Genomic DNA, 14,812 nt, shown 5'->3' on the forward strand with positions numbered 1-14,812 from the left:
CATGACATGTTCAATACCTCCAGCTAAAGATGGAGGCAATTCAATTTAATTTTAAAGGTTTGGGTTAAATTTTGTAAAAATCAAAACTAATCTCTTTCATCTTTTGGATTTTTTCAATTCTAAACCTTAGCACCTTAGAAGCTTAGCATCTTAGAACCTTTAATCCACAAGTTGCTTATTCAAATAAACATTTTTAAAAGTCACACCATTTATCAAACTTTTATCAATATTTGTTTTTGCAGATTCTATATTTAAGTTTTCAAAAGTGAAATTAGACAAACGAACATTCGGGTCGTTTTCTACTCCGTAAAAAGTATCGCATTTCAATTCGATGTTTTTCATAGTCACATTATCGCCGTAAGAAAGCGGAATATCGGGACGTCCTTTTAAATCAAAGAATTGTTTCCAGGCAAAAACCGCCAATCCTGTTTTTGCTTCTCCTTTGATATCTTCAACTCTGATGTATTCGTAGCGCTGTGGCGTGTCAGGTCTCATTTTCAGCCATAATAATCTTGAAGCGCCGTCAATTTTACAATTACGCATAATTACATTTCTATTGTGAATTGCTTCGCTTCCATTAGTCAAAGCTGAATGGCAGAAACCGAAATTACAGTCTTCGATGATAATATTTTTGTTTGCTCCATTATTTGGGTCTTGGTCTGCATAAGGACCTTTTCCGCCTTTAAGCGCAACGGCATCATCATTAACCGACATATAACAGCCTTTAACTAAAACATTGGTGCAGATATCTACATCAATAGCGTCAGTGCTTGGTGCTTTGTCCTTAATATGCGGAGAAAAAATATACAAATCGAGCAGTTTAACATTGTTGCATTTGTAAAAATGATTCGTCCAAAAACCAGAATTAATCAATTTCACATCCTGAAACTGCACATTATTTGAATTCCACACAAATACCAATCTTGGTCTCGAAACTTCCAAATTCGTACATTTTGGATTTTCTTTACGACGCGCCCAAAAAGCATCCCAATATTTTTTTCCGTTTCCGTTGATAGTTCCTTTTCCTGAAATTGAAAAATTATCAACTCCGTACGAATTGACCAAAGCTGGGAAATAATCTAAATTCTGCCCTTCCATTCTAGAAGCCATAATCGGAAAATCAGCGATATTATCTGAACCTTTCAAGACGCCGCCTTCGCTGATATACAATTTTGTTTTAGGCTTAAAAAACAAAGCACCGCTTAGGAAAACGCCTTTTGGAATCACAATTACGCCACCGCCGTTTGCAGCTGCTTTGTCTATCACTTTCTGAATGGCCGCTGTCTGCATTTTGGTACTGTCTGTCCTCACGCCATGGTCTGTAATTTTATACTGTTTGCCTAGATTTTTAAGTTCCAGTTTGGTATAATCTTTAAACCATGGCGTAATTTCGCTTCCATCAGGAAACTTGTCATTGCTGTATTTTTGTGAAGAAGCGTTTTGAACCATTCCCAAAACGCAAAAAACTAAAGTGAAAAACTTTTTCATTGTATCCTATTTTTATTTTATTATCTAATAGCAATTTGAGTTACAGATATGTAATTTCCTGTACTGCCGTAATTTGATTTTCTTTTGTCTGACCAATTGGGTCTTTCTCCAGTTCCATAAACTGTCAATGTATAATTATCTTTTTTTAAGACTGGAGATTTATAAACTGTTGCTTCCATTGCATTTTTGCTGTACATATCTACCGTTGCGCTGTTAACTATTTTTCCTTTTTCATCTGTAACAACAACTTTGGCATAACCATTTTCACGACCAACAAAACTCGAAAAACCAATCTGCTGTCCTTTAAATTGAATCGAAAATGAAGCCTCTTTATCATCTGATTTGCTTTCTGAAATCCTATTCTCTTTTACAGCATGATTCCACTTGCCAGAATATTTAATTTTAGAATCTGTATTCTTTACAATTTTATCTGCATTTTTTGGTACAGCTACAATTCCCGTTTGTAAGTCAATCTGCCAGCTTTCCTTATATTCTGGGATTTTTAAAGAAGTTCCCGAAATAGTAAGCGGTTGCCAGACATAAGTTGCCGAAGAAGCCTGTTTTGGAAAAGACCAGCGGTCTCCCATAAATATATAACTTTTTGTTTTAGAACCCTGAACAGGCAAAACAAAAGTCGACTGGGAATTCCACGTCAATGTTCCTTCGGGAGCGATTAAACCACGGGATTCCCAAGGCCCTTTAATTGAATTTGAAGTGTAATAATAATTGTCATTTCGTTCCCAGCTGGTCAGATGCGAGCCAATAAAATAATACAAATTGTCTTTTTTAAGCATCGTTGGCGATTCAAAACCTGTTGTTATGTTTTCGTTCACTTTTTCTGTAACCGATTTATAATCATCACTTAATTTATAAATTTCACCACCATGAACCAGAATATATCCTGAACCGTCATCGTCTTGAAAAGTTCCCATATCCCATTTTTTTATTGGTTTTCCCTCAAACAAAAGCGGGCCTTTAAATGTATAAGGTCCTTCTATGTTTTTTGAAACAGCATAACCTACAAATTGGTCTTTATAGGTTAAAGAATCGGCGTGCATATACATTACATACTCAGCCGTTTTGGGACATTTCATCACTTTTATTCTTTCTCCAACACGATTTGGGCCTAGTTTACCTTCTTTTTGTACTGGAAGTGCAATGTTTTCAAACCTCCAATTGTAAAGGTCTTTAGAAGAATAACAATTAAATCCAGCAAATGCATTGCTATCGTCAGAATGAGCTTCTCCAAAAAGATAGAAAGTCTCCTTTTCTTTTACAACACAAGCTCCGTGTGCGCTTACAATATTTCCGTTCTGGTCAAACCATGGTACTCCAGAATAAACAGCATCCATCCTCTCCAACTTTTGAGCAGAAGAAATAATGATATTGGCAAGGAAAATAATCCAGAATACTGTTTTTTTCATTGTTTATATTTTTGTTTTTATTGGAATTTGGGGTTTAAAATTTGATGTTTTTTTACAAAGCTATTTCCTCTTCAACCATTCTTTAGGCACATTTACAATACAAATATTCATAGTCCTGTTATCTTCTGAAAGCATGGCCGACTGAATTTGGATTTTAGTTCCGTCCCTGTTAAAAGTCGGATGTACATGGTCTGCAGCGGTTTGTTTGTGACCTGTTGTCAGCATTATCATTTCGTTGGTTTTACGGTCTATTAAATATAAACTTCTGGAGAAATCATCCCCAACCGCCCATCTTCCGTCAGCAGAACCGTGTACATGCCATAATCCGCTGCCACTTTTAGTTTGTCCAGCAATAATCATTTCGCGGGTTCTTAAATTTACAATCGCTAAACCTGTTGGTTTTTCTCGTGTTCCTGAGTTTCCCCAATTGCTTTCTTGACCTGGATTCTGCGGGTTTCTGACTTCTGTACTTTCGGTAACTTCAACTGGAGCTTCTTTTTGAATATCTATTTTTCGGTGTCCCATAATAGCCATTGCCACCTCATCTTTAGAAATTACCGCTTCGTGTGTCACCCATTCATAATCCGATTCAGGATACAAAGGCCTTAAACCCGAACCGTCTGCCATAACCGTCCAAGTGCGCTGAGGCGATTTACCGCCAGTTTCCCAGCAGAAAACCAATTCGCCAGGATTCCAGATATTCGATTGAATATGGCCTACCTGAAACGGCACCGAAACTACATGTTTCAACTCTCCTGTTTTTATATTCATACTGCCAATACCGCCCGGTCCTGCGCCCATATTTCTGGGACCAAAGCTTTTTTCAATTTTAATGTTCGGATCCAAATGTTTTGCCGCTTCTTCTCTTCCGATTCTAAAATAGACTCGGTCTTCGTCGGCATCCAAAGCCATATCTCCCGATGCTCCCATTTCTGAAGGTATTATCCCGCAAATACGTTCGTAAGCTGCAACTGATTTCATTTTTCCAGCTTGACTATCCTTAAAAACGTTGTCCAGATTTACTTCTACAATCTGCATTGTATTTTCTTCGCCTTTGCGCATATAATACAATTTCATCGATTTTTGCGCCATACACAAAGTACCGCTGTAACCACCTTCTGTAACCTGAACCATCACGCCCGATTTTTCATTGACTGCAACTGCATCACCATTGGCTCTTTTAGTTCTAAAAATAAGCCACTCGCCGTCTGCTGTCCATTGCGGATGAGTTGGATATGTTTTCGAATCACCTGCCGATTTCGTAGTCAAAAAGATCAAATCGACACCCGTGACAGGATCTTTGATTATCTTTTTCTCAGATGGAAAACGTTTCCCAATCTGACTAAAAGCTGTCGCCGAGAAAAAAAATAAAAATATAATGGAGATTGATTTGAATTTCATCTGTTTGTTTTTGATTAACCTTAGCACGGTTTTCCCATAGTTAAAACTATGGGCTATGTTTTAAAATTAAAATGATAAAAGCATATTGCACAAATCATCGCATTCCCATAGTTGAAACTATGGGCTATGTTTTAAAATTGGAACGGTAAACTCTTTCGCATACCATATAACCATCAAATCATAACCCTTAACTTATAACTCTTAACTCATAATTCTTAACTCATAACTCTTAACTCATAACTCCCCTACCCCTTAATTTTCAACTGAATAGAACTGTCATTCATTTCAAATTGGTTATTTTTTAAAAGCGTAATTATTTCGGCTCCAGCCAATAAAACGGGTCCGTAACCGTGAGCAGCATATAAATTTATAGGGCGGTAATAGTAAAACGCAGGGTCAAATGCCATTCCGGTTCCTACACAGGTTCCTTCTACCTGACCTTTTTCATTTACTTTAGAGGCTACCGCATTCCACGCCAATAAAACTGCTGGTGCGTAAGCCAGTTTATCTACATAACCACGATTAATCGCTCTTGCAATAGAATACGTATAAATGGCAGTTGCTGAAGTTTCAAGATAAGAATCGTTTCGGTCCAGCAATTGGTGCCAGAAACCAGTTCCGTCTTGATACTGCATAAGCCCACCGATATGTTTTTGAAGTTGTGCTAGAACCTGAGAATATCCTGGATGGTTTTTGGGAAGCACTTCCAATAATTCGACCATAGTCATCACTGCCCATCCATTTGCTCTTGCCCAATGAAACTCAGGATGCACCTGCATTGACTCTACCCAACCGTGCTTGTAAATTCCTTTCTGGTTATTGAACATTCTTTCTGAAAACTGATTGACTTGTTTTACCGCATCATCAAAATATTTTTTATCTCCTGTATAACTGCCCATTTGCGCTAAGGCAGGAACACTCATAAACATATCATCCAGCCATAATGTATTATTCTGCGGTCTGTTTCTGGCTAGTGTTCCATCTTTTAAACGATGCTCTTTTTCGCTTATGTATTTAATGAAGTTATTGATAACGGGGTCAACATTGGCATTTAATCCCGCTTTTTTTGCTTTGATGAAAGCAGCACAGAGCGCTCCCGCATCGTCTAATGCATGTGGCTTTAAAACGGTGCGAATTGGTGAATCTTGTAGATTTTCACTTTTAAAATTTTCAGCCATATCAGCAATTAATTTAATTCGCTTATTGGCATATTCTGCATATTCTTTTTTTCCTGTTGCTTCAGATGCTAAAAGCATTCCGGCATAGGTAACGCCCCATTCGTAGCTTGTAAGCCTGAAAGAGCTGGGAGAAAAAATAAGTTTCCCTTTTGCTTTTTTAAAATCTTTTACTTCTGAGTTGTCATTTGCATGCAGCACTTTTGAAGCGGTATTTTCTTCAAGGAAATTATATACTCGATTTAAAACCGCCTCAATATTATTTTTTTCCGGAACAACATATGGCGTTACATAATCCGGCTGCATGGCATGCAAAGGTGTGGTTACATCATTTGTCTGCGCATTCGCGGAAGCAAAAACCCCAAATGCGATTAAGGCAAGTATTTTTACAGATGAATGGTTCATAGTTAGTATTTTTGGTTAAATAAGATTCAATTTAACGCTGCAATAACAATTTTGGTTTCCCAAAGTGGTCTATTGTCATTGAAAGCGAAGAAGTTATAAAAATTATTTTTTAATCTAAATGAAAAACTTCTTTTAACGGAATGGCAATCGGAGAATTATCTGGATTGGTATCCATAATATCAGCCATATAAGCCCACCATTTTTTTACTAATGGATGGTTCGGAAGATGCTTTTCATCAAAATCGGTACTGATTTTTTGAACTGCAAATAAAATCAGTGTTTCTTCATCTAAAAAAATACTGTAATCCTGTATGCCAGTTTCAGACAATAAAGTCTGTAATTCTGGCCAGATTTCGTCATGCCTTTTTTTATATTCTGCTTCAAAACCCGGTTTTAATTTCATTTTGAAAGCATTCCTAATGGTACTTTTATTTTCCATTTTCTAATGTTTTAAATTGATTTGAACTGATTTGTCACGATTACAGCTGATTTCTCCGTTATTATATTCAAGCTCTGCCACCTGTATAGAACTTCTTTTGGTTTCATAGTTGTCAACTCCTTTGTTTTCTGGAGTTCTTCCCGGGTGGGTGAAATAAAACACATACGCTTTCCCGTCATTTACCACAATATCTGCATGTCCTCCAATTACTTTATCATCTTGACCAGTTCCCGGAACCTGCAGTATATTTTTTTCCTGACGGTTCCAGTTAAGAAAATCTTCTGAAGAATATACATTCAATCCTCTCCATGAATCAGAAATCAGCCAGTTTTTTCCTTTCCAAACAAAGACTTTTGGCCCTTCGCCACGGTCTTTTATAATTTTTGTACCGCTGTCTTTCCAATTGTACAAATCATTACTGTCTGCATAATAAATTGATTTTCCGTCATTTTCATTATTGTAAAACATTCTCCATGTTCCATTTGGAAGTCTAAATACCGAAGCATCAATGCATCGCTCAGAAGCCAATTTTAATTCTGATTCAAAATTCCAGTCCATCAAATTAGTACTGGTAAGATGAATTATCGAACGCGGATGATACCAGTCATTAAATATTCCAGGTACAATCGTTAGATACATGTGGTATTTATTTTGATACTCAATTACATCTGGAGCCCAGTAGGTTATATCTTTAAGTTTATAATCGATGTTACAAGTATCTTTGTACGTCCACTTTGCGCCGTCTTTTGAAACTGCAATTCCGATTTTAGTGCCGTGAACCCATGTTATTCCTTTGACCGTCGAATCATTTGCTCTTCGATTGGTATAGAACATAAACCACAGTTTTTCTTTTTTGTTCCAGATAATTGTTGGGTCGGCTGCACCGTCAAAAATGGGGTCGCGATACAATGGTTTTGGCGCCGTATGTTTCAAATCTTTTTTATTTTCATTCTGAGCCGAAATTGTCAAAGTGAACAACACAATTGCAAGATTTAGAAAAAGATTTTTTAGTTTATTTTTCATTTGGTTTTGTCATTTTTTGCTCAATTTTGTCATTCCGACGAACGAGGAATAAAAATCGCAACTCAACAAAGATTGACGAATTACTGTATGGTTACTGTGCGGAATTACTAGTGTGATTTGCTCCGCCTATTCGCTATCGCTCGAGTCTCGTTCCTCGGAATGACAAACTGGACTTAATTTTTTACAAAGTCTACAAACTTTTAATTTTTAATTCTTAATCTTTAATTTTTAGTATTCACCCAGTCATCAGTCCTAAAAGGTGATGCTGGAAGATTTTCGGCATTAAATAAATTTGGATTCGGAACGGCTTTCCATGCAAAACGCACCGCTTCTGGATTTTTTACTTTTGATGAAGAAACAACAATGGTCTTTCCGTCAATTTTTGCATCAGCTGGATAAAAAACGTGATCGCTTCCTGCAATTTCAAATTCTCTTAAATCGGCTGTCTTTTTAAATCCGTTCTCCACCTCATCAAAAAACAACTGAATTTTCTGCTTTTTGATTTTCATATGATTATACACTGGTCCAGAATTTACTAGATTCTTTTCGTTATACGTTTTAGATTTCGCCAGTAAAGCTAAACGATAACCAACTGTCTGTTTATCGATAGGATGGATATTGTTCTCATCTCCAACATCTGTAGTCACGACCATTCCAGTATTTGTAACCGATTTTGAAACCAATAATTGAGCTTCTCTTATGTCAGGATTCTGACCTTTGTGCGGTGCAATCTGAACAAAATAAAACGGAAAATCTCCCTGATTCCAATCGCTTCTCCAATTTTTTATCATAGCAGGAAAAAGACTTCTGTACAAAAAGGCGCTTCCGGCATTACTTTCTCCCTGATACCAAATCACTCCTTTTATTGTGTAATTGATTAAAGGATGCAACATGGCATTGTACAACACATACGAAGTTTTGTTTTCTTCTTTTTTCGGTTTTTTAAGCTCCGTTTTGGTTACATCGTTATTGTTTGAAATTCTTTCCGCTTTTAAATCGGCGTAATATTTTTCCAGCTTCTCTTGAAATAGCTTTTCATTTTTGGCATCATTTTCTAATATTCCCAAAAAGTCTGGATTTTCTTCCAATACTTTCTGCGAAGTCCAAGCTTCTGCTTTTGTTCCTCCCCAAGAAGACGAAATTAATCCAATCGGAACTTTTAAATTTTGGTACAAATCGCGTCCAAAAAAATAAGCCACGGCCGAAAATGTTTTGATGGAGGCTGGTGAACATTCTTTCCAGTTTCCACCGACCTCATCCAAAGGTTTTTGAGAAGCTTTGGTCGGAACGGTAAATAATCTGATGGATGGAAAATTGGCGTTTTGAATTTCTTGTTCGTAATTTTTAACACCTGTTTTCCAAGTACCGTCTTCTTTTCCGACAGGAAAGTACATATTTGACTGTCCGGAACAAACCCAGACTTCTCCAATCAGTATATTTTTAAGAATGATTTTATTTGAAGCTTCGATGGTGATTTCATATGCCTTTTCAGTTCCTTGTGGTGTTTGTACAGCTGTTTTCCATGTACCATCTAGATTTGTTGCAACTTCGACGGGATTCTGTTGCCATCCTAGTTTGATATTTATCTTTTCGTTCGGAGAAGCCCATCCCCATAAATTCACTTTCGAATTTTGCTGTAAGACCATATTGTCCCCTACCAAAGCAGGCAGTTTTACTTGTGCTGCGAGGTCCAGCCTTATTCCAAAAAAAATAAGTAATACAAAATTTTTCACTGAATAAATAATTAGTTACACAATTTTACTCCTAAAATTTTAAAGATATGACACTAAATCGTTTTCCGTATCCTGTAGTGCCCTGTCCTGATATTTTCAATTTTAAAACACAATTTCATTTAAAGCTCCGCTTAAAAATCAGAATTTCCACGGATTTTCGAAACGAATGAAAAAGCCGCCTAAAACGAGGCGGCTCTTTTCAAAAAAAACAAAATATAGAAATCTTTTTCTTAATAACCCGGATTCTGCCATGCCGCCTTTTGTGCACTAGATAAATTTGAACCATCATCATTTAACAAACCATCAATAAACGTTTGAGGAATTGGACGAAGTTCGTGTTTATTAGCTGTAATATTTGGCGCTGCTTCAGCATTAAATGCTTTAGCACGTTTAATAAGCATTCCAGTACGAGAAAGCGTTTCCCAACGTTGCCATTCTCCTAAAAGCTCACGAGTAGACTCATTTAGAATAAAGTTTATAGCACGTTCTTTATCTGTTGAAGCTCCAATTTTAACCATAACCGCTTCGTCTTCTGGAGGAAGGTTGTTAGGGAAAGTAGTTAATCTTAAATCTGAAGCTGCAGTAGTAACTGCAAGCGTTGGATTAGATAAATAATAGGTATTCATATCTAAATTAGAAGCTGTAAAATTTGTAGCCGAAGTTCCCGTATTTAAAGGATTTACTTTGAACGCCTGAGAACCATCATTATAATAAGATCTGTTTTCTCCAGCCTTCCATTGCGCTCTAACTCTCACTACGTTGATATCCTGCATTGCATTTCCATACTGCCCCAAACGAGCATAACATTCTGCACGCACTAAATAAGTTTCGGCAAGACGTGCCATAATTACATCACGATGTGAATCACCTCTTTCGGCTGTACGAGATCCGCACTCTGTTTTATTAATACCCGCAAAGAAGTTACAAATTGGCTGGTTTTTAAATGTCGGTGCTACATAGACTCCATTTTGGTATAATACCGAAGAGTTAGGTACAAATTGTCCTTTTTTAACTGCTAAAGTCCCCGAAGTAGCAGTTTGTCTTGCCCCAGTATTCCACTCAGGAAGACGACCATTGACATCTGTCCAAGTTGGCGCCTGTACGCTACAACCAAATTTAGCATTGTTATACGTATTGTCATTTTTAGTATTCAAAATCATTACAATACCAGGATCTCCGACTTTCACCCCTGCACTTGCAGTCACAACAGTATTTGCACCATAAACAGTTCTAAAGGTCTTCCACATACGGGCATCATTTACGTGATCAAAAATTCCGTATGTATATTCCGTTGGACGACAACGCTGAAAATCCATACTTCCAATCCAAACACCACGTCTCACCCATCCTCCTGAAAAACTTGAAAATTGAGGAGCAAAATAGCTATATGTACGATTTCCAAAACGACCTACAGTAGAGGCATCTCCATTGTGACCTGCAGCCATTAAAATTTCGTTTAACTGCTCATTCGGACAGTCAATCCCTGTCCAGTTAGCATACAAATCACTATAATTAGGCGTCAACGGTCCACGTGCTGTAATGGCATACGAACAAGCATCGATTGCTTCTTTTAGATCAGTATCTTTATAAGCAGCATTCCAAGCGTCATTACGCTCAGAAGAACGGAACAACAATGCTTTGGCTAAGAAATGTGCAGCAGTAGCTTTTGTCCAAGTAATTCCTTTTCCATAAGTAAAAACTTCACCTTCAAACAGAGCATAAGCATTACGGAAATCAGATATTACCTGTTCCCAGCATTTTTCTTCCGTGGCACGCTCGTAGTTACGAACCACTCCTTCGATAGGTTTTGTCTGCAGCACAACACCTCCGTATTGCGCAACAAGTCTGTAATAGTTATATCCTCTTAAAAAATAAGCATGAGCTAAGCAACGGTTTCTGATTTTTAAATCTGAAATTACCGTTTCTGCTTTAGCAATAATCGTATTACAAGATGCAATACCGTAATACATTTCGTCCCAAAGTGCATTTGGATTCGTTGCATTTCCATTTGCTGCTCCCGTTGCAGTTGATGCTCCTACTGGTCCAAAACGATTATCATAAGTATTCCACATTTCGTTGGTAAGGTCATTTGCATTGGTAAACTCATCTGTACCATACAATGTGTTACCATAAGACCATTCAAAACCAAAATGCCAACGGATATTACCATAAAGCGACACTGTTAATGCTTGAAGACCTTCGGGTGTATCAAAATAAGCTGTTGAATAAGCATTTGTTTGTTCTTCATCTAGAAAGTCTTCTGAACACGAAGCAAAAAACACCCCCGTCATTAATAAAAGACCGATTCCTATATTTTTTAAATTATTCATTTTTTTCACATTTAATGTTATACTTCAATTCGCCACAATTCATTAAAAACCAACTTCAACGCCCATAACAAAGCTGCGATTGAAATATGTTCTATTAGTGTCAAAATCATACCAATCTAGTGACTGGTAAATGCTTCCCGGATTAACGGCCTGAACATAAAACTTCATGTTTGCCAACCCAATTTTATTTGCAAAATCTTTAGATAAATTATAGCCTAAAGAAATATTACGAATTTTTACAAATGCCGCTTTTTGAAAACCAAGAAGTCCGGAGAATGCATCTGCAGAACCTGAAGTAGCCTGGCCTAAAATTGGTTTTTGGAATTCAGCATTTGGATTATCAGGAGTCCAGTAATCTGTTTCACGCTGGTTAGCATGAGCAGTTAAAGCTTCACCTCCTAAAGAAGCTGTATACCCCATACGTCCGTAAAGATTTATTCCTAAATCAAATCCTTTATAGCTAAAGTTATTATTCCATCCCATTGTCCAGTTAGGGTTACTGTTGCCTACCACTACACGATCAGTACCGTCCATTCTATAATCGCCATTCTGATCTTTAGGTCTCACGTTTCCTGGTGTAAATTTGTAGCCATTGGCATTCCATTTAGCCATCTCAGCAAGATCTTCCGGAGTATCTTGCCAAAGCCCTTGATTATCATACCCATAACGAACAGCAATAGACTGACCAATGAACCAAGAGTTGCTTACCATATCTTGTACGCCATTCGCCAAACTGACAATCTGATCTTTTTGCCACGCACCGTTTAAATTTGTTTCCCAAGTAAATCCGTTCGCCATTTGTACAGGGATAAGATTAAGCGTTACCTCAACTCCATGATTTTTTGTCTCACCAATATTCGAAACAATGTATGGATAACCAGATACTGGCGGGATATCAACTTGTAATAGCAAATCTTTAGTATCTGATTTGTAAGCATCAATGGTACCACTGATTCTATTTTTTAAGAAACTAAAATCAAAACCAAGGTTGTACTGTGTTGTTTTTTCCCAGCCTAAGTTCTTATTAGGCATTCCTGTTTGTGTGTTTGTATAATAAGGCTCATTTGTAGTAAAACCTATTGCATTACTTTGACCATTGAAAGGAAGAAATATTTGACTGATATTTCCTAATGTTCCATAAGGATCAACAGAAGAGTTACCAGAAGTACCGACACCTAAACGAAGTTTTAGATTATCGACCCACTGAACATCTTTCAAGAATTTTTCATTGTTGATACGCCATGCTAATGCCGCTGAAGGGAAAAAGTCCCATTTATGTCCTTCAGATAATTGCGTAACTCCATCCCAACGTCCTGAAACTGTCAAAAGGTAGCGATTATCATAGCCATAATTCGTACGAATCATATACGAACTAATAGCACGCTCGGTAAGACCTGAACTCATACGTGCATTATTAGCAGCATTTGTAGCATCTACAGAACCCATTGCATTCCATATAAATGAAGGTTTCGGAATATTATTAGCACTCATTGATGAGTTTTCTATATTCCAAGATGATGCCGTTTGCAATAAAGTTAAACCTACTTTATGTTTCGCAAATGTACGGTCATAGTTAATAATATTATCTACAGTCCATGATAAGTCTCGACGGTTTTGAAGACGTGCAAAATTGACACCAGCACTACCATTTGAATTCACTTTTAATGATGAAGTTCCATCAATATAAGCACCTTCTCTCCAGTGACGGTAATCTGGTCCAAAATTTAATTTATAAGTAAGGCCTTCTAATGATTTCGTCATTTTACCGAAATCTAAAGTAGCAGAAAAATTAGCCAAAACACGCATAGTCTGCGATTGTTGTGTACTTTTGTTCCACTCTTCCATAACGGTATAAACACCCGACTCTCCACCTGGATTAATGATTAAATTACCATTTGCATCATAAGGAACTGCAATATTGTAAATTTGTTTAGCCGCACCATAAATAGCATCTGGTGCTGTACCGCTTCTTGCGCTCAAAGTGGACATACCGTAATCCTGCTCACTCCATGAAACATTAAAGGAAGCATTCATTTTAAACCAATCCACCGGAGTAATATTCGATGTCAGTTTTGCAGTATAACGTTTGTACCATTGCCCTTTTTGAGTACCTTGATTATCCAAATACCCAACAGAACCATAAGTATTTACTTTTTCAGAACCACCGCTGGCACTAATAACATGCTCTGTGCTCACGCCTCCCTGAGTCACATAATCTGTCCAATCTGTATTCGTTACTTTTGAAGCATCCCAAGTACCACTCGCCCATCCTTTTAACACATTATCTCTTGATGTTTGTCCATCTAACGCACTATCAAAAATTAATCTGTCATTTGCTATAGTTGGCGAATCTGGATGTGCATATTTAGTAGGATCAAGGTTGTAAGCAGCCCAACGTCTGAAAGTAATAAAATCAGATGCACTCATTGATGGTGCCCTGTCAACAATTTCAGAAGTAGTTACTGTACCAGCATAATTTAAAGTAAATCTTCCTGCTTTTCCTTGTTTAGTAGTCACAATAATAACCCCATTTGCACCACGAGATCCATAAATAGCAGTCGCAGAAGCATCTTTAAGAATATCCATCGATTCAATATCTCTTGGATTTAAAGTTTCAATTGCAGAGGCAGACATTAATGGCACACCGTCAACAACATACAAAGGATCGTTGCTTGCTGTTAAAGATCGAGTACCACGAATACGAACAGTACCAAGACTACCTGGACGCTCATTTGTTGTGATATCAACCCCAGCAACTTTACCCTGTAATGCTTCAGTCGCATTTGAAACAGGTCGATTCATTAATTGCTCAGAATTTATAGTGGAAACTGATCCTGTTACATCAGATTTTTTCTGAGTTCCGTATCCAACAACAACAATCTCATTAAGTTGCGATATTTCGTCAGCAAGCACTACATTAATTTCTGAATTAGTTCCTACAGTTTTTTCAACGGTTTTAGAACCTGTAGAAGAAAAAACTAAAACCTGTCCCGTAGCAGCGCTTATCGAATACTTCCCGTCGAAGTCCGTACTAGTTCCCTGCTTTGTTCCTTTGACAATAACGTTGGCTCCCGGAATAGGCAACCCAGATACGTCGGTAATTGTACCTTTAACCGTTTTGTTCTGTGCATGACCCAATGTATGCATAAGTACACACATACAGAAGACCACAAAAAGACTCCATTTGTTTTTCATAAAAGTTAAATTTGGTTAGTAATTAGTTAAATCAAATTTATCTAGAAGCTTTTTGCACCGTATCCTGTTGTATCCTGACTTATACGCCTAATTTACAGTGTATAAAATACACTTATTAAGTTTTTTTTAACCAATAAAATCTTTTGAGGCCTTGATTTCAAAAGGAAAAGAGCAAAAAATCATTTAAAGAAAACAAAAC

General features: G+C 37.2%; 9 protein-coding genes. All 9 read right to left on the minus strand.

The genetic code is table 11. The annotated features are described in order from the left end of the window. Window positions 1-159: 159 nt before the first annotated feature. The 9 genes from E0W73_RS06330 to E0W73_RS06370 all read right to left on the minus strand — a co-directional run bounded on the left by E0W73_RS06330 (window position 160) and on the right by E0W73_RS06370 (window position 14,613). Window positions 160-1,488 carry a rhamnogalacturonidase gene (locus tag E0W73_RS06330; protein ID WP_135221241.1) on the minus strand — a complete coding sequence of 443 codons (1,329 nt, stop codon included), beginning with the start codon at window positions 1,486-1,488 and terminating at the stop codon, window positions 160-162. Between the two features lie 20 nt (window positions 1,489-1,508). Then, the gene (locus tag E0W73_RS06335) at window positions 1,509-2,912 is read right to left on the minus strand and encodes a family 43 glycosylhydrolase (protein WP_135221242.1); all 1,404 of its coding nucleotides are present in this window, start codon (window positions 2,910-2,912) and stop codon (window positions 1,509-1,511) included. A gap of 60 nt (window positions 2,913-2,972) precedes the next feature. Further along, the gene (locus tag E0W73_RS06340) at window positions 2,973-4,313 is read right to left on the minus strand and encodes a TolB-like translocation protein (protein ID WP_135221243.1); all 1,341 of its coding nucleotides are present in this window, start codon (window positions 4,311-4,313) and stop codon (window positions 2,973-2,975) included. A gap of 245 nt (window positions 4,314-4,558) precedes the next feature. Then, window positions 4,559-5,893 (minus strand): glycoside hydrolase family 88/105 protein, encoded by a 1,335-nt coding sequence (locus E0W73_RS06345; protein ID WP_135221244.1) that lies wholly within the window; start codon window positions 5,891-5,893, stop codon window positions 4,559-4,561. A 109-nt stretch (window positions 5,894-6,002) separates the two neighbouring features. Further along, a complete protein-coding gene (gene rhaM, locus E0W73_RS06350) occupies window positions 6,003-6,332 on the minus strand; it encodes an L-rhamnose mutarotase (RefSeq protein ID WP_135221245.1) in 330 nt (109 codons plus the stop codon). A 3-nt stretch (window positions 6,333-6,335) separates the two neighbouring features. Next, on the minus strand, window positions 6,336-7,355 hold the full coding sequence (locus E0W73_RS06355) for a family 43 glycosylhydrolase (RefSeq protein WP_135221246.1): 1,020 nt from the start codon (window positions 7,353-7,355) through the stop codon (window positions 6,336-6,338). Window positions 7,356-7,576: 221 nt separating this feature from the next. Continuing rightward, window positions 7,577-9,088: a sialate O-acetylesterase gene (locus tag E0W73_RS06360; protein ID WP_244248443.1), complete on the minus strand. Its 1,512-nt coding sequence runs from the start codon at window positions 9,086-9,088 to the stop codon at window positions 7,577-7,579. Between the two features lie 230 nt (window positions 9,089-9,318). Continuing rightward, on the minus strand, window positions 9,319-11,418 hold the full coding sequence (locus tag E0W73_RS06365) for a RagB/SusD family nutrient uptake outer membrane protein (RefSeq protein WP_135221247.1): 2,100 nt from the start codon (window positions 11,416-11,418) through the stop codon (window positions 9,319-9,321). Window positions 11,419-11,460: 42 nt separating this feature from the next. Next, window positions 11,461-14,613, minus strand: coding sequence for a SusC/RagA family TonB-linked outer membrane protein (locus E0W73_RS06370; RefSeq protein ID WP_135221248.1), 3,153 nt, complete (start codon window positions 14,611-14,613; stop codon window positions 11,461-11,463). Window positions 14,614-14,812 lie beyond the last annotated feature (199 nt).

The sequence above is a fragment of the Flavobacterium foetidum genome, assembly GCF_004634245.1.
Lineage (GTDB): Bacteria > Bacteroidota > Bacteroidia > Flavobacteriales > Flavobacteriaceae > Flavobacterium > Flavobacterium foetidum.